Source organism: Mesorhizobium sp. WSM1343 (assembly GCF_055901535.1).
Window position 1 is genome coordinate 4,664,621 of the sequence record NZ_CM148370.1, and the last position, 19,371, is coordinate 4,683,991.

Consider the following 19,371-nt stretch of genomic DNA (forward strand, 5'->3'; position numbering starts at 1 on the left):
CAAAAGTCGCGGCCCGGACCCCCGCCCCGAGCGCATGCTTTTTGGGCAACAGGCCTCAGGCCGGGATCGTGATGACCACCTCGGCAACTTCGCCGTCCTTCAGCTCGACTGCCGAAGCCTTGGTCTTTGCCCCATTCACCTCCAGCGACACGGCCTTGGCCTTATTGTCGCGGATGACGCGAACCTTGAGTTCCGCCCCCAGCATTTTGAGATTTGCCGAGTACCCATCCCAGTGGCTTGGCAGCTTCGGCTTGAACTGGACACGCTTGCCGCGCCGTTCGATGCCCAGGATGCCTTCGACCGCAGCCCTGTAGAGCCAGCCGGCAGAGCCGGTGTACCAGGTCCAGCCGCCACGGCCGCCCTTGCCGTTGCCGGCATTGTCGTCCCCGGCATAGATGTCGGCCGCCACGACATAGGGCTCCACTCGATAGTGCTCGGCCGTGGCCTCGTCGGTCGCGTGGTTGACGGGGTTCAGCATCGAGAAACAACGATAGGCCTCGTCGACCTGCCCCATCTCGGCAAGCGCGATGACGAACCATGTGGCGGCGTGGGTGTACTGGCCGCCATTCTCGCGCACGCCAGGCGGATAGCTCTTGATGTAACCGGGGTCCTTTTCCGTCTTCGAGAATGGCGGCGTGAACAGCTTGACGATCTTCAGCTTGTCGTCGACGAGCAGCTTCGTTGCTTGCTCCATGGCGGTGGTCGACCGTGCCGGGTCGCCCTCTCCCGAAAGCACACTCCAGGACTGGGCGATCGAGTCGATCTTGCACTCCTGCGAGTTGCGAGACCCCAAAGGCGTGCCGTCGTCGAAACTGCCGCGCCGGTACCATTCGCCGTCCCATGCGGTGCTCTCAAGCGCCCGCTTCAGAACATCGGCATGCTTTGCCCAGGCCTGTGCTCGCTTGGCATCACCCTCGGTCTTGGCGACGGGCGCGAAATCGCCCAGCGTCTTCAGCAGGAACCAGCCGAGCCAGACGCTCTCGCCCCTGCCGTGCTCGCCGACGCGGTTCATGCCGTCGTTCCAGTCGCCGCCGAGGATCAGCGGCAGGCCCGCGGGGCTGCTGCGCTTGATGGCGAGATCGAGCGCACGCGCACAGTGGTCGTAGAGCGTCGCTGTCTTCTTCGAGATTTCCGGGGTGAAGAAGGCATCGTGCTCGCCCTCGCCCAGCGGCTGTCCATCGATGAAGGCCAATTGCTCCTTGAGGATGGAGGCATCGCCAGTGACCAGCAAATAGCGCGCCGTAGCGTGGGCAAGCCAGACCACGTCGTCGGAGATCAACGTGCGTACGCCAGCACCCGTGCGCGGCAGCCACCAATGCTGCACGTCGCCTTCGGGGAACTGCCGCCGCGCCGCGTTGAGGATCTGGTCGCGCGCCAGCTGCGGGTCATGCGCCAGCAGCGCCAGCGTATCCTGCAACTGGTCGCGGAAGCCGAAGGCACCGCTGGCCTGATAGAAGGCCGAGCGGGCGCGGATGCGGCAGGCCAGGCTTTGATAGGGAAGCCAGTGGTTGACCATGGCGTCGAGCGCCTTGTCGGGCGTCTCGACCTGGATGGTGTCGAGGAAGCCGCGCCATTCGCGCTCATTGTCGGCCAATCGCTGGTCGAAGTCCTTGGCCCGATGCTCCTGCACCAGCGCGCTCGCCTCCTCGACCGACTCGGCGTCGCCGAGCAGCCAGAGCAGCGTCACGTCGCCGCCTGCCGGGATCTCGACGTCGCGGGCAATCGCCGCGCACGGATCGTCGCCGGCCTCGACACGGCCAGACAGCGCCGCACCACTCAGCACCGCCTGCGGCAGCTCGCTGGAGCCATGCCGGCCCAGGAACTCCGACCGGTCTGTGGTCACCGAATGGACGCCGCCGTCGGCCGCCAGGAACGCAACCCGCTCGCCGAAATCCAGCCCGTAGGGGTTTTGTGCGAGCAGCGCCCCACTGGCGGCATCCCGCGACGGGACGATGGTTGCCGCAGTGCGCGACCGATGCCCGCCGAGCACCCATTCGGCATAGGCATAGACACGCAGCCGCGCCGGCACCGAGCCGGAATTCTGGATGCGCAGCCGCGAGATCTTCAGGGAATCGACCGGATCGACGACATGGGTAAGGTCCATCGACAACGGTCCGCGCTTCGAGCGGAAGGTCGAGAAACCCTGGCCGTGCCAGGCCTCGTAGGTCATCGAGGGATCGCGCACCATGGCGGCGAGCGGCGAGAATGCCTTGCCGCTGGCCTGATCGTAGATATAGAGGCCCTCGCCCGGGCGGTTCGAGACCGGATCATTCGACCACGGCGTCAACTGGTAGTCGCGGCTGTTTCGGCTCCAGGTGAAGGCTGCGCCCTCGGCGGAGGTGTGGAACCCGAACGAGGCGTTGGAGACGACGTTGATCCACGGCTGCGGCGTCGTGCGCCGCCCGGCCAGGCGCACGACATAGTGCCGTCCGTCGCCGTCGAAACCGCCAAAGCCGTTCCATTGGCTGAGTCCGCTGCCATCGGCGCTGACATTGGCCACCGCCTGCGAGGCAGGAGTAGGCGTCGTGGGTGTCGGCGAGGGCAATTCACGCGGAATCGGCAACGTTGCCAGAGCATCCCGCGCCTGCAGGGCCGCCGCCTCGGCGCGCTCGATCTGGTCGAAGATGGTGCCGTTGCGCGTGTGCAGGACGACGCGGGCGACGGCGAGCAGCGTCTTGTAGGTGGTCTCGTCCATAAGATCGCGGCGCACCGCGAAAATGTGCTGGCGCGGCCCGAGCTCCTTGCCGCGCAGACGGCTGTTTTCGCACAGCGTCTCGACCGCCCGCTGCAGGTCCTGGACATAGGAGGACGCCTGCTCGTTGACGACGACGAAGTCGATCATCATGCCGCGGGTGCGCATATATTCCTGGAACCGCAGCGCCTGGGCGACGATTTCGAGATCGGCGACATCGCCGATCCTGACCAGGAAGATCGGGAAATCGCCGGAAATGCTTGTCGGCCACAGGCTCGACTGCTTGCCCAGCCCCGAGGCGATGGATTCGGCGGGAAGACGCAGGAACGGATCCGGATAGATCAGATAGCGCGCCAGCTTCTGCACATTGGCGGCATCGGTCAGGCTGAGGCCCATGTGGCGGGTCTGCACCTGGCTGCGCGTCCAGGCAAGCATGGCCTGGCGGGCAAAGCTCTCCGGATGGTCGAGGCGGGCGATGGCTTCGTCCAGTTCGGCACGGCCGGCGCCGACAACCGTCCAGAAGGTCAGCGATATCTTCTTGTTGGCCGGCACGCGCACCTGGCGGCGCAGCGAGGCGACGGGATCGAGCGTAAAGCCTGAGTGGCCGCCCAGCCTGGCGCCCGGGTCGAAAGCGGCTGCGTCGACGATGGTGCGGCCACGGCCGATGAAGGCGCGCCTGTCGGTCTCGGCCTCGGCGTCGCGCGCCGATCCGGACGGATCGGTGACGAAATGCACCATGGCGATATCGGGCTCGCTGGTCTCGCGCTTGCGCCGCGTGGCGAAGATCGCCGCGTTGTTCGCAGAGATTTCGGTTTCCACGAACATCTTCGAGAAGGCCGGATGCGCGTTGTCGGACGCCTCCAGGCCGAGCACCAGCTCGGCAAAGGAGGTCACTTCGATGTGACGGTCGGACGGACCGTCGTTGTAGAGCGTGACCCGACGGCCCTCGCCATTGCCTTCCGAGATGACGATGCATTCGACCTCGGAGCGCAACGTGCCCACCGATTTGACGAAGCTCGCCTTGTCGTCGGAGAACAAGGTCTGCGCCTTTTCCTCGGCGGCTCGCTTCGGTTCGGCTGTAGCCGACCACCAGTCGCCGGTGCCGGCGTCACGCAGGAAGATGTAGGAGCCGAGCCGGTCCTCGGTCGGATCCGGCTGCCAGCGGGTGACGGAGAGATCGCCCCAGCGGCTGTAGCCCGAGCCGGTCGCGCTGACCATCACCGAATAGCGGCCGTTCGACATGACGTTGGTCGACCGCAGCGACTGCAGCGGATTGAGCACGATGCGGGTGTCGGGGCTGTCGACTTCAGTCTCGTCCTTGGAGCGTTCGTCGGCCTCGGTCCTGACGGTCGCGGCCGGGATGTCGCGCGGCGCCCTCTCCTGCAGCAAGAGTTCGGCCGATTCGATGACCGGATCGCTGTGGAAGCGGTCGCGCATGCGACCTTCGAAGATGGCGTCGGCAACCGCCGCGATCGACATGCCCGAATGGTGGGCCATATAATTCTGGACGACGACATGGTCCGTGCCTTCCGGCACGCGCTGCGGCGTGAAGTCGACGGCATCGTAGTAGCCGTGGCGGCCGAGCGCCCCGATCTCCCGCAATCGGGCGAGATTCAGCACGGCTTCACGCGGATTGAACTGGGCCGCCAGTATGGTGGCGTAAGGCGCGATCACCGTGTTCTGGCCAAGACCGCGCTTCAGCCCGAGGCCTGGAACGCCGAAATTGGTATATTGGTAGGTCAGTTCGCGGTCGCGGGCATTGTAGGCGGCCTCCGAAATGCCCCACGGCACGTTCTTCTGGCGGCCATACTGGATCTGGCGTTTGATGATCAGCTTGCTGGTCTGGTTGAGGATCGAGCCCTGCGGCTCCTTCATGACCAGCGGCGGCATCAGATATTCGAACATCGAGCCGGACCAGGACATCAGCGCGCCCTGGAAACCGATTTCGACGATCGGCCGGCCAAGCCTGAACCAGTGCTCGGTCGGCAGATCGCCCTTGGCGATGGCGAACAGGCTGGTCAGCCGCGCTTCGGAAGCCAGAAGGTCGTAGCAGCTTTCGTCGAGCTGGTGTTCCTCGACCCGGTAGCCGATCGACAGCAGCTTGCGCTCCGGCCGCATCAGGAAGGAGAAATCCATCTCGAAGGCGTAACGGCGCGTGCGCTCGCGCAAGGTGAGCAGCTTGGCACGCAGGGCCTCGACGGCATTGTCGTCGCTGTGCGCGTCATGGACGTGCGCTTCGCAGGTGGCTTCCAGCCTTGCCGCCCAGTCGACGATGACATCGCTCTGGGGCGACACCGCCTCGGTATGGATGGCGGTGGCCAATTTGCGGATCTCGCCGGCCAGCACAGCCAGGTTGATGGTGCGGATCGATGCCATTTCGGGCTGCGCCTTGATGGTGTCGACAGCGCGCCGCATGCCGTCGAGACGGTCGGCTAGGCGCTGGCGCAAGGGGCGCAACTGGCGACGATCATCGGGCAGATCATCGAGGCTTTCGCTGAGGATGGTGACCGTGTCGAGAATGCCTTCGAAATCGCCCTGGAGGTGCACGGAGGGCGCCTCCGCCCATTCGGCGCAGGCCGCCGCCACCGCCACCAGATGGCCGGCCAGATTGCCGCTGTCGACTGCCGAGATGTAAAGCGGATAGAGCGGCTTCAGCGTCGTGGTGTCGTACCAGTTGAAGAGGTGACCGCGCTCACGCGGCATGCCCTCGATCGTGGCCATGGTGGCGTCGATGCGGGTGATGGCGTCGGAGAGGCTGATCCAGCCGAAGTCGCGGGCGGAAACGACGGACAGCAGGTAGACGCCGATATTGGTGGGCGAAGTACGAGGCGCCACCACCGGTGCCGGGCTTTCCTGGAAATTGTCGGGCGGCAGATGGTGATGCTCTGCCGTCACGAAGCTTTCGAAATAGTGCCATGTGCGCCGCGCCACCGTGCGCAATGTATGGATATCGGCCTGCGATATGCGCAAGCGATCCTCGGTTTCAGCCGAACGGCTGATCCAGCTGGCGATGGCGGGCGAGCCAATCCAGAACAGCGCGAAGAAGAAGGCAACGAAGGCGCCGGTCGAATCGGCCAGCACCGGAATGGCAAGGCCGACGAAACCGATGATCACGGCGCCATACATCATGCCGTAATACGACCCGACATCGTTGTCGCCCGCCTTGTGCGCCTGCGAGGCGGTGCGCCATTCCAAAAGGTTCTGGCGGCTGACGAACAACCGATAGAGCGTGCGCACGATGGCATCGCCCATCATCCAGGCGTTGTGCGCCATCAGCACGATCTTCAGCGCCACCATGGCGGTGCCGAAGGCGACGTCGCGTGCCAGGGCCGAGAAATGGCCGCGTGGCGTCTGGTCGCCGCTCTTGGGCAGGATGGCGTTGACGATGTCGAATGTCGGCGCCATGAACAGGCTGAGGATCAGCAGGGCCTGCCATTGCGCGGCCTGCGTGAAGGGCAGCAGCGTCCAGCCGGCAATCGCCGCCATCACCCAGAAGATCGGCGTCAGCGAGCGGCGCAGATTGTCGATCATCTTCCAGCGCGACAGCGCCGGCACGCCGGAGCGCGGATCGAGCATGAAGCCGAGCAACTGCCAGTCGCCGCGTGCCCAGCGATGGTGGCGCGAGGCGTCGACCGAGTAGCGGGTCGGATAGTCCTCGACCAGTTCGACGTCGGTGACCAGCGCCGAGCGCGCCAGCGCGCCTTCCAGCAGATCGTGGCTGAGGATGGTGTTTTCCTCGATGCGGCCCTGCAGGGCGGCCTCGAAGGCGTCGACGTGATAGAGGCCCTTGCCGGTGAAGGACCCGTCGCCGAAAACGTCCTGATAGAGATCGGACACGGCAAAGACATAAGGGTCGAGGCCGCGATTGGCCGAGAACACCCGCTGGAAGAACGACGCATCGTCGCCTGATGTCAGCGACGCGGTGATGCGCGGCTGCAGGATCGCGTAGCCGGCGGTGACGATGCGCTTGCTGGCATCGAAATGCGGCCGGTTGAGCGGGTGGCAGAGCTTGCCTACGAGGGTGGCGACCGCGTCACGGGTGGTGCGCGTGTCGGCATCGAGCGTCATCACGTGGACGACGTTCTCCGGCAGCGGCACGTCGAGCGGCAGGAACGTGGTGTCGCTGTCGCCGCGCAGCAGAAGGTCGAGTTCATGCAGCTTGCCGCGCTTGCGCTCCCAGCCCATCCACGACCCTTGCGCCGCATTGAACAGCCGGCGCCGGTGTAGGACGTAGAAACGCGGCGCGCCTTCGGAGGGATAGCGGGCGTTGAGGCGAGCGATCTCGGCACGCGCGAATTCGAGGATTTCGGTGTCGGCAGCATCGATCTCGGCCTTCGAGTCCGGCCAGTCCGACAGCAGCGCGAAATGGATTTCATCGGCCGTGTTGGCGAGATGATGCACCTCGATATTGCGGATGTTTTCCTCGACATCGTCGCGCGAGCCGATCAGCGACGGCACCACCACCAGCGTGCGCGCCTCTGGCGGCACGCCGTGCCGGTAATCGTAGCCGACGAGGCGCGTCGGTTTCAGGAACAGCGAAACGACCGTGTTGAAGAAGGCGAGCGCGCCCTCGCTGGCCGGCACGGCAAACAGCGCCAGCATCAGGACGATCGAAGGCACCGACAGGCCGAGATTGGCAAGCGCGTTGCCTGAGAGGACGAGAAGCAGCGCCGTCAGCGCAAACACCGGTACGACGATGCCGAGCCAGCCGGTCTTGCGGAAGGCACGCTTGACTGTCTGGCTGATGGTGGGTCGATAGCCGATCGCCTTCTCCAGCTCGAGCCGGCGTGGGCCGACGAGAAAGAAGCCGACATCGGTGTGGGCGGACCCGGTTAAAACGACGTCGCCGTCGCCATCGCTGGCGGCGTGGCCGGCCAGCTCGATGGCCTTCTCGGCGACGCGATATTCCGAAAGGTTCGAGCGGCGCGCCAATTCCTCGATCGCAGTCCGGTACTGGTCGCGCGAGAAGAAGTCGAGCGCGGCGAAATCGGTGCGCTCGCGCAGCACGGTGTCGATGCGGCTGACGCCTTCGAACCACACGGTCCAATCGACGTCGTTGATGAGGCGCAGGCCGCGAATGATGTTGCCCGTCGTCACATTGCCGCTGGACAGCGTGTGATGTTCGGAAATGATGATTTCCTCGGCATCGGAGCCGGTCTTTTCGAGCTCGCCTTCCAGCCATTCCAGAGCCTTGCCGGCATTCTGCGAGCCATCGCGCAGGCGATAGAGCAGCTGGGTGGCGAAGGTGGTGTCCTGTGCGTGTGCGCTGAAATTGGACAGGATCGACTGCCGGTCCGCGCTGTCGTCGGTGGCCAGGACCTTGTCGGCCACATCGTTGGCGATCTGGCGCATCTGACGGGTTCGGTTGACCCTGACCGCCAGCCGGCGCAGATTTTCGATCAGCACGAAGCGCAACAGCGAAGGCAGCGCCCAGAGTTCGCCGATCTTCAGCGGCTCGACCGACTGAAAACCCTGGACGATGGACTTGAACATCGTCGCCGAAACGGAACTGTCCGAATGTGCGACATAGGTCCAGGCCAGCGCCAGCGCGCGCGGCACGCTGCCGCCGTCAGGCAGCTTCAGGGTCGGCAACTGGCGATAGAAGCGGCGCGGCAGGTCGCGCTTGACCTGGAAAATGGTCTCTTCGACCAGGTAATTGTTGTCGAGCAGCCATTGTGCCGCCGGCGTGATCGTCTCGCCCCTCGCCTGCGCCGCATTGGTCGACCGGTAGACTTCCAAAATCTTCTTGGCGCTGTCGCGGATACGGGCCTGAAAATCGAAGGGCGTCAGGCCGAACAGATCGGTGAGATCGCCTTTCGCCAGGCTTTCACCGAGCAGCCGAAGGCGCTCTTCGGGCAGGTAATTGGAGCGGATCGGCTCTTCGGTGATGGCCGGGAAGCTCGCGCTTGTCTTCTCGATTTGGGCAGGATTCGTCTGAATATTCATTGAAAATTCCGTAAGCGGGCACTGAGCGGCGTCACCGCCACGGCAATGGCCCTAAAACCGGTTCAAATGCAATTGGTTGCATAAACCCCACTTGCCGAAAGTTTGTTTCCGCACCACGACAGGGCGTCGTCTCTCAGCAAAACTCAAAGACAAGCACCCCACTTCCCGCCAGCCAGATCGGCGGAGAGGATTCAGGCTTTTTCGTGATGCCGCCAGCAGCTTACGCTATATTTCGCCGGTACCGCGATCATGTTTGGAAACAAGCGTTAATCGTTGCCGGCGATGGCGCGGATCCGGATCACGTACAGCGTTGCCTCATGGGCGGGTTGGACAAGCAGGCCGGTGCTGACCGGCCCGGACAGCAGCGTGTCAAGCGGCCCGAGGCGAACCGGTTCAGCGGCGGGCACACTGATGTCGCCGTCCAAGCACAGGATGAGCGTTGTGCCGGCTTCAGTCCGGATTTCCACGGGGGCCGAGATCACCAGGCGTTCGACCGAATGCGTCATCCGGCTTCGGCGGGTCATGACATTGAGATCGGTGATCGGTCCGCCGATCAGCGCGGCCGAGGTCTGCACGTCGGCCGGGAAAGAAAACAGGGCGGTCGTCCTGTTTATAGATCTCGGCGGGTAGCCGGCAATCTCGAGGACGATGCCCTCGCCTTCGAGCACGGCAAGGGTGCGATCGATGCCGGCGAATTGCGAGAACGGACCGCTCGATTCGACACGCGCCATCGACACGCGCCAGTCGAAATCGTTTAGCCCGGCACCGGGCGGCGAGACGGCGATTTCCGTCGTCACGCCGCCGCCGTTCTTCCACGGCATCGACCGGTATTCGGCTGCCCGCAGGATGCGCATACCTAGCCCTCCGCTATGGTTACGGGCGTTCGAAACTCGAAAAGCCGATTCCGCGGCTTTTCGCCTGCCTGCGGCCGGACGTTTCTCACCCGAGAATGCCGGGCAGGTTGAGCTGGTGCTCCTTGGCGCATTCGACGGCGATTTCGTAGCCGGCATCGGCGTGGCGCATGACACCGGTCGCCGGGTCGTTCCACAACACCCGCTCCAGGCGCCTGGCGGCTTCGCGCGTGCCGTCGGCGACGATGACCATGCCGGCGTGCTGCGAGAAACCCATGCCGACGCCGCCGCCATGGTGCAGCGACACCCAGGTGGCGCCCGACGCCGTGTTGAGCAGCGCGTTGAGCAGCGGCCAGTCGGATACCGCGTCCGATCCGTCCTTCATCGATTCCGTTTCGCGGTTCGGCGAAGCAACCGAGCCGGAATCGAGGTGATCGCGACCGATGACGACAGGCGCCTTCAGCTCACCCTTGGCCACCATCTCGTTGAAGGCAAGGCCGAGCCTGTGGCGGTCGCCAAGGCCGACCCAGCAGATGCGCGCCGGCAGACCCTGGAAGGCGATGCGCTCGCGCGCCATGTCCAACCAGTTGTGCAGGTGGGTGTTGCCGGGCGTCAGTTCGCGCACCTTGGCGTCGGTCTTATAGATATCTTCCGGATCGCCCGACAGAGCCGCCCAGCGGAAGGGGCCTATGCCGCGGCAGAACAGCGGACGGATATAGGCCGGCACGAAGCCGGGGAAGGCAAAGGCGTTCTCGAACCCCTCCTCCTTGGCCACCTGGCGGATGTTGTTGCCATAGTCGAGCGTCGGCACGCCGGCGTTCCAGAACGCCACCATCGCCTCGACATGTTCGCGCATGGAAGCGCGGGCCGCCTTCTCGACCGCCTTGGGGTCGCTGACGCGCTTCTCGCGCCACTCGGCCATCGTCCAGCCCTTCGGCAGATAGCCATTGATGGGATCATGCGCCGAGGTCTGGTCAGTGACCATATCGGGGCGAATGCCACGCCTGAACATCTCCGGGACGATCTCGGCCGTATTGCCAAGCAGGCCGACCGACTTCGCCTCGCCGGCCTTGGTCCAGCGTTCGATCTTTTCCAGCGCCTCATCGAGCGTCTCGGCGCGCTCGTCGACGTAGCGGGTGCGCAGGCGAAAATCGATCGAGTCCGGGTTACATTCGATGGCGAGACAGCAGGCGCCGGCCATGACGGCGGCGAGCGGCTGGGCGCCACCCATGCCGCCGAGGCCGCCGGTCAGGATCCATTTTCCCTTGAGATTGCCGCCATAGTGCTGGCGGCCGGCCTCGACGAAGGTCTCGTAGGTGCCTTGCACGATGCCTTGCGTGCCGATGTAGATCCACGAGCCGGCCGTCATCTGGCCGTACATCATCAGGCCCTTCTTATCGAGCTCGTTGAACTTTTCCCAATTCGCCCAGTGCGGCACCAAATTGGAGTTGGCGATCAGCACACGCGGGGCGTCCGGATGGGTGCGGAAGACGCCGACCGGCTTGCCCGACTGGACCAGCAAAGTCTCGTCATCGGCCAGCGTCCTCAAGGAGGCGACGATGCGGTCGAAATCGTTCCAGGTGCGCGCCGCCCGGCCGATGCCGCCATAGACGACCAGTTCGTTGGGATTTTCAGCAACATCCGGGTCGAGATTGTTCATCAGCATGCGCAGCGGCGCTTCCGTCAGCCAGGAGCGCGCGCTGATTTCGGTGCCGCGCGGGCTGCGGACTTCGCGGATGTTGTGGCGAGGATTGTTCATGGCGTCACTCCATAAAGGACCTGATGTCAGACACGCGCCCAGGATGTCGCGGTCTCGAGGATTTTCCGCAGGGTGGCGCGGATCGGTGCTGCGAACTCGGCGTCATAGGGCACCGGCCAATTGTCCGGCGTGCCCTTGCCATCGGGCTCGCGCATATAGATGCGGTTGGAGAGTTCCATCTGCAGTGCGTGCACGCCTTGTTGCGGCTGGCCGAAATGGCGTGTGATCCAGCCGCCCTTGAAGCGGCCGTTGATGACAAAGGTTTCACCGGTTTCGGCCATGATCTGGCCGACCTTCGCCTGCAGCGTCGGATCGGCGCTCCTGCCGTCATTGGTGCCGAGATTGAAAACCGGCAGCGTGCCTTCGAACAGGCGCGGCAGCACTGAACGGATCGAGTGGCAGTCATAGAGCACGATCTTTTCGTGTAGCCCGCGCAACCGGCCGATCTCGGCCTGCAAGGCGGCATGGTACGGCACGAAGAATTCCTCGCGACGCTCGTCGATCTCCGACGGCCCCGGTTCTTCGCCCTCGCGATAGAGCGGATCGCCATCGAAGGTCTCGGTCGGGCAAAGGCCCGTCGTCGCCTGGCCGGGGTAAAGCGAGGCGCCGGAGGGATCGCGGTTGACGTCGATGACGGTGCGGGAGATCGCGGTGTGCACCACCGTCGCCCCGAGGCCGGCGGCAAAGTCATAGAGATTATCGATCCACCAATCGCAGTCGCGGCGGCCGAGCCAGGGTGAGACCAGCCGATTCTCAAGGCCGGCGAGGTCGATGCCGGTGTGTGGTATCGACACCAGCAACGGGGCTGTGCCGGGCGTGACCGTCAGCCAGGGCGCGCTTGCCATCACACCGCTCCGGAAATCGACGGCAGAGCCACACCGCCGGCGGCCTCGATGGCCGCACCGCTGCGCACCATGGCGATGGCTTTTTCCATATCGGGGTGGAAATGGCGGTCATTGTCGAGATGCGGCACTTCGGCCCGCACCAGCCTGCGCACCGCCTCCAGGGCGTCGCTCGAGGCCAGCGGCGCGTGGAAATCGCAGCCTTGGGCCGCGGCCAGCAGTTCGATGCCGATCACCGCGGTGGCGTTCTCGACCATGCCGATCAGCCGGCGCGCGCCGTGCGCGGCCATCGAAACATGGTCCTCCTGATTGGCCGAGGTGGGGATCGAATCGACTGATGCCGGATAGGCTTTCTGCTTGTTTTCGGAAACGAGCGCCGCCGCCGTCACCTGCGGGATCATGAAGCCGGAGTTCAGGCCGGGCTTGGGCGTCAGGAAGGCCGGCATGCCGGAAAGTGCCGGATCGACAAGCATGGCGATGCGGCGCTCCGACAGCGAGCCGATCTCGCAGACGGCGAGCGCGATCATGTCGGCGGCGAAGGCCACCGGCTCGGCGTGGAAATTGCCGCCGGAAAGCGCGGTGTCATCCTCGGCGAAGATCAGCGGATTGTCGGTGACGCCGTTGGCTTCGGTGCCCAGCGTGTCGGCCGCCTGGCGCAGCACGGTGAGTGCCGCGCCCATCACCTGCGGCTGGCAGCGCAGGCAATAGGGATCCTGCACGCGTTCGTCGCCAACCCGGTGCGATTCACGGATGGCGCTGCCGGCCATCAGATTGCGCAGGGCGTCGGCCGTCTCGACCTGGCCGGGATGCTTTCTCAGCACATGGATGCGCGGATCGAAGGGTGCGTCGGAGCCTTTTGCCGCGTCGGTCGACAGGGCACCGGCGACCAGCGCCGATTGGTAGAGCACTTCGGCCTCGAACAAGGCGGCCAGCGCATAGGCGGTCGAAAACTGGGTGCCGTTGAGCAGCGCCAGGCCCTCCTTGGCGCCCAGTGTCACCGGTTCCAGGCCATGCGAGACGAAGGCGACCTTGGCCGGGAAACGGCCATGTGGGGTAAAACATTCGCCGACACCGATCATCACCGCCGTCATGTGCGACAACGGGGCGAGGTCGCCGGAGGCGCCGACCGAACCCTGCGCCGGCACCACCGGGATGACGTCGTTGGCCAGCATCGCTTCCAGCAACTCGATGGTTTGCGGCCGCACACCCGACGCGCCCTGCGCCAGGCTGGCGAGCTTCAGCGCCATCATCAGCCGGCAAACGGCAACCGGCATCGGCTCGCCGACGCCGGCGGCGTGCGACAGGACGATGTTGCGCTGCAAGGTCTCGAGATCCTCGGCCGGGATGCGGACGCTGGCCAGTTTGCCGAAGCCGGTGTTGATGCCATAGACCGGCTCGCCCTTGGCGACTATCCTGGCGACGGCCTCGGCGCTCGCCTTGATTTTCGGCCGGCAGGCATCGTCCAGCTTGGGCACGGCGCCACGATAGATGGCGCGCCAGTCGGCCAGCGTCGCATTGCCGGGCTTCAGGGTCAGTTCGGTCATTGTCCTCTCCAGATGCGGGCATGCAGCGGGTTGAAGCCCATGCGATAGACGAGTTCGGCGGGGCGCTCGATGTTCCAGATCGCCAGGTCGGCGGATTTTCCGGCTTCCAGCGTGCCGGTTTCTCCCAGCAAACCAAGCGCGCGGGCCGCCTCCCGGGTGACGCCGGCAATGCATTCATCGACGGTCAGGCCGAACAGGGTCGCCACCATGTTCATGGTCAGAAGCAGCGAGGTCAGCGGCGAAGTGCCGGGATTGTTGTCGGTGGCGACAGCCATCCTGACGCCGTGCTGGCGAAACAGGCCGATCGGCGGCTTCTTGGTTTCGCGAATGAAATAGTAGGCGCCGGGCAGGATCGTCGCCACGGTTCCGGCCTTGGCCATCGCCGCTGCACCTGCCTCATCGGTGTATTCGAGATGGTCGGCCGACAGCGCACCGTAACGGGCGGCGAGTTCGGCGCCATGCAAATTGGACAGTTGGTCGGCATGAAGCTTGACCGGCAGGCCGGCCGCCTTTGCAGCATCGAAGACGCGCGCCATCTGTTCCGGCGAAAAGGCGATGCCCTCGCAGAAACCGTCGACGGCATCGGCCAGCCCCTCGGCGGCAACCGCCGGGAGAATTTCCTTGGCGACCAGATCGATAAAGGCGTCCTTGTCACCCTTGGCTTCCGGCGGCAGCGCGTGGGCGCCGAGGAAGGTCGTGCGGATCGTCACCGGCCGCTGGTTGCCCAGCCGCCGTGCGGCACGCAGCGACTTCTTCTCGTTTTCGAGGTCCAGGCCGTAGCCTGATTTTACCTCCACGGTGGTTACGCCCTCGGCGATCAGCGCATCGAGGCGTGGCAGTGATTGGGTGACCAGTTCGCTCTCGCTGGCGGCGCGCAGCGACTTGACCGAGGAGACTATGCCGCCACCAGCCCGGGCGACCTCTTCATAAGTGGCGCCGGCCAGCCGCATCTCGAATTCGTTGGCGCGGTTGCCGGCATGGACCAGATGGGTGTGGCAGTCGATCAGGCCGGGTGTGATCCAGCGGCCCTCGCAATCAACCGTCTCGGCGCCCTGGGCAAGTGTCGGGGGCAGCTCCGACTCGGGGCCGGCATAAACAATGCGGCCGTCACGCGCAGCGACCGCGCCATGTTCGACGACGCCAAGTCCGGCAGACCCGTCGGCCATTGTCGTCAGCCGCGCATTGCGCCACAGACGAAGATCCCCTGCCCGGCTTTTGCTCTTTGCAGCCATCATCTTTTCCGTTTCAATCGATGACGATTATGTATATACATATTGAAACGCACTGCAAGTGCCTTCATCGCATGAGACACAGAGAACCGGAGAGAAAAGTGGCAGCGATCTTTGCGGAACAGGCGCTCCTTCCCGATGGCTGGCGCGAAAATGTGCGGCTTACCCTGGCTGAGGGACGCATCACAGCCGTTCAGCCTGGCGCTGCTGCGGCAGCCGGCGACGAACGTCACGCGATCCTGTTACCCGGCATGCCCAATTTGCACAGCCACGCCTTCCAGCGCGGCATGGCCGGCCTTGCCGAGCTTCGCGGCCCCTCCGCCGACAGTTTCTGGAGCTGGCGCGAGGTGATGTACCGTTTCGCCCTGTCGATGACGCCCGATCAGGTCGAGGCGGTTGCCGCACAACTCTATGTCGAGATGCTGGAGGCCGGGTTTTCGCGTGTCGGCGAATTTCACTATCTGCATCACGGCCGCGACGGAAAACCCTACGCCAACCTCGCCGAGATGGCCGAGCGCATTGCGGCCGCGGCCGGCGAGGCAGGCATCGGCCTGACGCTTTTGCCGGTGTTTTATGCGCACTCGTCTTTCGGCGGTGCCGCACCAAACGAAGGCCAGCGGCGATTCATCAACGATGTGAATCGATTCTCGCGGCTTGTTGAGAAATGCCGAGAATCGGTTCGCGCGTTGAATCAGGCTGTTGTCGGCGTCGCTCCGCACAGCCTTCGCGCCGCGACACCGGAAGAACTGATTGACGTGACTGCCCTAGCGCCGGACGGGCCTATCCACATCCACATTGCCGAGCAGGTGAAAGAAGTCGAGGATTGCCTTGCCTGGTCGGGCGCGCGGCCGGTCGAATTTCTGCTGGCCAATGCCAAAGTCGACAAGCGCTGGTGCCTGATCCACGCCACCCACATGACCGATGCTGAAACCGTTGCCATGGCCAAAAGCGGTGCCATCGCCGGCCTATGCCCGATCACCGAGGCCAATCTCGGTGACGGCACTTTTGCCGCGCCGCTGTTCAGGGAACATGGCGGCCGCTATGGCGTCGGCTCCGATTCCAATGTGCTCATCGGCCTGCCCGACGAGTTACGCCAGCTCGAATATTCGCAGCGTCTCGCCCACCGCGCCCGCAATGTGCTGGCGGTCGCAGGCGGCTCGACCGGCCGCGCACTGTTCGACGCCGCGCTCGACGGTGGCAGCGTCGCGCTTGGCGCCGGCGCTTCCGCGATCGCCGCCGGCGCATCCGCCGATCTTGTCTCGCTCGATCCCAAAAATCCCTCGCTGGCCGGCAAGAGTGGCGACGCGATCCTCGACGCCTGGATCTTCGCCAATGGCAGCAAGGTCGACTGCGTCTGGGTGCATGGCCGCAAACAGGTTAGCGGCGGCAGGCATGTGAAGCGAGAGGCCATCGCTGAGCGTTTTCGCAACGTGATGACGGCGCTTTCGGCATGAGCATGGCCGGCACTGTGGAGGCGGAAGGCGGCGGCTCGCTGCACCAGCGCATCCTCTCCGACATCAGCGAGAAAATCCTGTCCGGCGCCTGGGCGCCCGGTCATCGCATCCCGTTCGAGCATGAGTTGAGCGTGCAATACAATTGCTCGCGCATGACGGTGAACAAGGCGCTGTCGCAGCTTGCCAAGGCCGGACTGATCGAGCGCCGCCGCCGCTCAGGCAGCTTTGTGCGCCGGCCGCAGTCGCAGGCTGCGGTGCTGGAAATCCACGATATCCGCATCGAGGTCGAAGCGCTCGGCCTGCCCTATCGCTACGAGCGCGTCGCCCGACACAAAAGGCGCAGCAGCGCCGGGGATCGCGCGCTGCTGGAGCTGGGCGTGGCCGGACCGGTGCTGGCGCTGGAGTGCGGTCATTTCGCCGGCGAGCGGCCGTTCGCGCATGAACAGCGGCTGATCAATCTCACCGCCGTGCCCGAGGCAGCGGACGAGGAATTCTTGGCCACCGCACCAGGACCATGGCTGATTGGCCGCGTGCCGTGGAGCGAAGCCGAGCACCGGATTCGCGCTGTCGCCGCCGACAGGCATATCGCGGCTGCACTCGATATAGAAACCGGTGCGCCCTGCCTGGTGGTCGAGCGACGGACGTGGAGCGCCGAGCACCCGGTCACCCATGTGCGCTTCACCTACGCGGCCGAGAGCCACACGCTGGTGGCGAGGTTCAGGCCGCAGGGGTGAGGCTGATCTCCCCCCACGTGGGGGGAGATTGGCAGCTTCAACGCCTCAAATCGCAGCGGTAATAATAATCTCGACCAGATATTCCGGGGCGGCGAGCTTTGCTTCGCCGGTGGCGCGGGCCGGCGTGTTGCCCTGCGGCACCCACTTGTCCCATTCCGCGTTCATCTCGGCAAAGGTGCTCATGTCGGCCAGCCAGATGATCGCCTGCAGGATCTTGGTCTTGTCGGAGCCAGCCTTGGCCAGCAATTCGTCGACAGCCGCCAGGATGTCCCTGGTCTGCGAAGCGACATTGCCGGTTGGCTGGCCGACCTGACCAGCCAGATAGACGGTATTGCCATGGATGACGATCTGGCTCATGCGCGGGCCGACATCGATGCGACGAATGCTCATTGGATGGTTCCTTCCTGTGGCGGTTGCGCTTCTTTAGAGTCGCGACCGGCTTGGGGCAAGGTCGCCAGGTCGAATCCCCTTGGGCCAACGGCATATGATACGCACACACGGCAAGTTGACCCTGCGGCCGCAATTCCGCCGGATTGGCTTGTTGACTAATGTAATAACATCACATATCCAATCGGCCGCTGCCAGCAGCCGGATTTCGCCGCCTACGGATCGCAGAATGACAAATACCTGCCTGACATTCCGCGACCTGACGCTTGGCTACGGCAGCCATCCGGCGATCCATCATCTCGACGGCACCATCCGGAAGGGCTCGTTGACCGCTGTGGTCGGCGCCAACGGCTCCGGCAAATCGACGCTGATGAAAGGCATTGTCGGCGTCCTGAAGCCCATGGCCGGCGAGGTTATCCGCGCGCCCGGTGTACGTGCCGCCTATCTGCCGCAGCAATCGGAGCTCGACCGCTCCTTTCCGGCACGGGTGGTGGATCTGGTTTCGCTCGGCCTGTGGCCACGGCGCGGCCTGCTTGGCCGCTATACCAGGGAAGATCGCGATGACGTCAGCAAGGCGCTGATGGCGGTCGGCCTCGGCGGCTTCGAGAAGCGGCCGATCGACACGCTGTCGGGCGGCCAGTTGCAGCGCACGCTGTTTGCGCGGGTCCTGCTGCAGGACGCCGACCTCATCCTGCTCGACGAACCCTTCAACGCCGTCGACGCCAAGACGGTCGGCGACCTGATCGCGCTGATCAAGCACTGGCATGGCGAGGAACGCACCATCATGGTCGTTGTCCACGATCTCGACCTGGTGCGGCAGAATTTCCCCGAAACGCTGCTTCTGGCTCGCCAGCCGATCGCCTGGGGCGAAACCAGGGAAACGCTGAAGCCGGAAAATCTGCTGCGCGCCCGCCGCTTCCACGAAGCCTGGGAAGAGAACGCGCCCTGGTGCGAACCAGACGAGCACGCCCATGGTCATGATCACCATGGCCATGATCACGACCACCATGACCATCAACATGGCATCGGACCGAGGGCTGCCTGATGGACACATTTTACGGTCTTGTCATCGCGCCCTTCGCCGATTTCGCCTTCATGCAGCGGGCGTTGATCGGCTCGCTGATGCTGTCGCTCGGCGCCTGCCCGATCGGCGTCTTCCTTATGCTGCGGCGCATGAGCCTGTCGGGCGACGCCATGGCGCACGCAATCCTGCCCGGTGCAGCCGCCGGCTTCCTGTTCTATGGGCTGGAAATCCTGCCGATGACCATCGGCGGCCTGATCGCCGGCGTCATCGTCGCGCTCGGCGCCGGCGCCGTCTCGCGCTTCACCATCCAGCGCGAAGACGCCTCGATGGCGGCTTTCTACCTGATTTCGCTCGCCATCGGCGTGCTGATGGTGTCGATCCGCGGTTCCAGCGTCGATCTCATGCATGTGCTGTTCGGCACCGTGCTGGCGCTCAATGACGAGGCCCTGACGCTGATCGGCGGCATCGTCACGGTGACGCTGGTCAGCCTCGCCATCTTCTGGCGGGCGCTGGTCGCCGAATGCCTCGACCCCCTGTTCCTGCGCTCGGTCAGCCGGCTCGGCAGCCCGGTGCATTTCATCTTCCTCGGCCTTGTCGTACTCAACCTCGTCGGCGGCTTCCAGGCGCTCGGCACGCTTCTATCGGTTGGGCTGATGATGCTGCCGGCCGCGGCCGCCCGCTTCTGGACGGTTCGCGTCGAGCCGATGTGCGTGCTGGCCGTACTGATCGGCTTCGCATCCTGCGTCGCCGGGCTGCTTTTGTCCTATCACGCCTCGCTGCCATCCGGCCCGGCCATCATCCTGTCGGCCGGCGTCGTCTATTTCGCCTCGATCCTGTTTGGCACGCGCGGCATTCTGCGCGCACGCATCATCCATCACCGTCACAGAACGGCCTGATCCCCGCCCCTAG

11 protein-coding genes are annotated in these 19,371 nt (G+C 64.8%); 4 read left to right on the plus strand and 7 right to left on the minus strand.

Translation table 11 applies throughout. From position 1 onward, the window contains the following. Window positions 1–55 precede the first annotated feature (55 nt). The 6 genes from AC0NIL_RS22870 to hutI form a co-directional block, all read right to left on the minus strand. Entirely contained in the window at window positions 56–8,638 is an 8,583-nt protein-coding gene (locus AC0NIL_RS22870) for a glycoside hydrolase family 94 protein (protein ID WP_473573468.1), read from the minus strand. Window positions 8,639–8,904: 266 nt separating this feature from the next. Next, window positions 8,905–9,492 carry a HutD/Ves family protein gene (locus tag AC0NIL_RS22875; protein ID WP_013532299.1) on the minus strand — a complete coding sequence of 196 codons (588 nt, stop codon included), beginning with the start codon at window positions 9,490–9,492 and terminating at the stop codon, window positions 8,905–8,907. Window positions 9,493–9,577: 85 nt separating this feature from the next. Further along, window positions 9,578–11,248, minus strand: a complete 1,671-nt coding sequence (hutU, locus tag AC0NIL_RS22880; RefSeq protein WP_013532300.1) for a urocanate hydratase — start codon at window positions 11,246–11,248, stop codon at window positions 9,578–9,580. A 26-nt stretch (window positions 11,249–11,274) separates the two neighbouring features. Next, window positions 11,275–12,093 carry an N-formylglutamate deformylase gene (hutG, locus tag AC0NIL_RS22885; protein ID WP_473573470.1) on the minus strand — a complete coding sequence of 273 codons (819 nt, stop codon included), beginning with the start codon at window positions 12,091–12,093 and terminating at the stop codon, window positions 11,275–11,277. Beyond that, a complete protein-coding gene (gene hutH / locus AC0NIL_RS22890; protein WP_027162456.1) occupies window positions 12,093–13,634 on the minus strand; it encodes a histidine ammonia-lyase in 1,542 nt (513 codons plus the stop codon). The genes hutG and hutH overlap by 1 nt, the downstream gene beginning before the upstream one ends. Beyond that, window positions 13,631–14,866 (minus strand): imidazolonepropionase, encoded by a 1,236-nt coding sequence (hutI, locus tag AC0NIL_RS22895; RefSeq protein ID WP_473573472.1) that lies wholly within the window; start codon window positions 14,864–14,866, stop codon window positions 13,631–13,633. Before hutI ends, hutH begins: the two co-directional genes overlap by 4 nt. A gap of 98 nt (window positions 14,867–14,964) precedes the next feature. Here hutI and AC0NIL_RS22900 point away from each other — a divergent pair, with 98 nt between their 5' ends. Together AC0NIL_RS22900 and hutC are read left to right on the plus strand one after the other, a co-directional pair. After that, window positions 14,965–16,317, plus strand: coding sequence for a formimidoylglutamate deiminase (locus tag AC0NIL_RS22900; RefSeq protein WP_473573474.1), 1,353 nt, complete (start codon window positions 14,965–14,967; stop codon window positions 16,315–16,317). Then, entirely contained in the window at window positions 16,314–17,051 is a 738-nt protein-coding gene (gene hutC / locus AC0NIL_RS22905) for a histidine utilization repressor (protein WP_473573475.1), read from the plus strand. The genes AC0NIL_RS22900 and hutC overlap by 4 nt, the downstream gene beginning before the upstream one ends. Window positions 17,052–17,096: 45 nt before the next feature. Here the strand turns inward: hutC and AC0NIL_RS22910 are convergent, their stop codons facing one another. Continuing rightward, window positions 17,097–17,441: a RidA family protein gene (locus AC0NIL_RS22910; protein ID WP_013532306.1), complete on the minus strand. Its 345-nt coding sequence runs from the start codon at window positions 17,439–17,441 to the stop codon at window positions 17,097–17,099. A gap of 226 nt (window positions 17,442–17,667) precedes the next feature. Between AC0NIL_RS22910 and aztA the strand changes: the two genes are divergently transcribed. Together aztA and aztB are read left to right on the plus strand one after the other, a co-directional pair. Next, the gene (aztA, locus tag AC0NIL_RS22915; protein ID WP_473573477.1) at window positions 17,668–18,483 is read left to right on the plus strand and encodes a zinc ABC transporter ATP-binding protein AztA; all 816 of its coding nucleotides are present in this window, start codon (window positions 17,668–17,670) and stop codon (window positions 18,481–18,483) included. After that, the gene (gene aztB, locus AC0NIL_RS22920; RefSeq protein ID WP_224620267.1) at window positions 18,483–19,358 is read left to right on the plus strand and encodes a zinc ABC transporter permease AztB; all 876 of its coding nucleotides are present in this window, start codon (window positions 18,483–18,485) and stop codon (window positions 19,356–19,358) included. The genes aztA and aztB overlap by 1 nt, the downstream gene beginning before the upstream one ends. Window positions 19,359–19,371 lie beyond the last annotated feature (13 nt).

Coding starts and splice junctions, on each gene's coding strand:
- AC0NIL_RS22870 (WP_473573468.1), bottom strand. CDS start 8,638: ATGAATATTCAGACGAATCCTGCCCAAATCGAGAAGACAAGCGCGAGC.
- AC0NIL_RS22875 (WP_013532299.1), bottom strand. CDS start 9,492: ATGCGCATCCTGCGGGCAGCCGAATACCGGTCGATGCCGTGGAAGAAC.
- hutU (WP_013532300.1), bottom strand. CDS start 11,248: ATGAACAATCCTCGCCACAACATCCGCGAAGTCCGCAGCCCGCGCGGC.
- hutG (WP_473573470.1), bottom strand. CDS start 12,093: ATGGCAAGCGCGCCCTGGCTGACGGTCACGCCCGGCACAGCCCCGTTG.
- hutH (WP_027162456.1), bottom strand. CDS start 13,634: ATGACCGAACTGACCCTGAAGCCCGGCAATGCGACGCTGGCCGACTGG.
- hutI (WP_473573472.1), bottom strand. CDS start 14,866: ATGGCTGCAAAGAGCAAAAGCCGGGCAGGGGATCTTCGTCTGTGGCGC.
- hutC (WP_473573475.1), top strand. CDS start 16,314: ATGAGCATGGCCGGCACTGTGGAGGCGGAAGGCGGCGGCTCGCTGCAC.
- AC0NIL_RS22910 (WP_013532306.1), bottom strand. CDS start 17,441: ATGAGCATTCGTCGCATCGATGTCGGCCCGCGCATGAGCCAGATCGTC.
- aztA (WP_473573477.1), top strand. CDS start 17,668: ATGACAAATACCTGCCTGACATTCCGCGACCTGACGCTTGGCTACGGC.
- aztB (WP_224620267.1), top strand. CDS start 18,483: ATGGACACATTTTACGGTCTTGTCATCGCGCCCTTCGCCGATTTCGCC.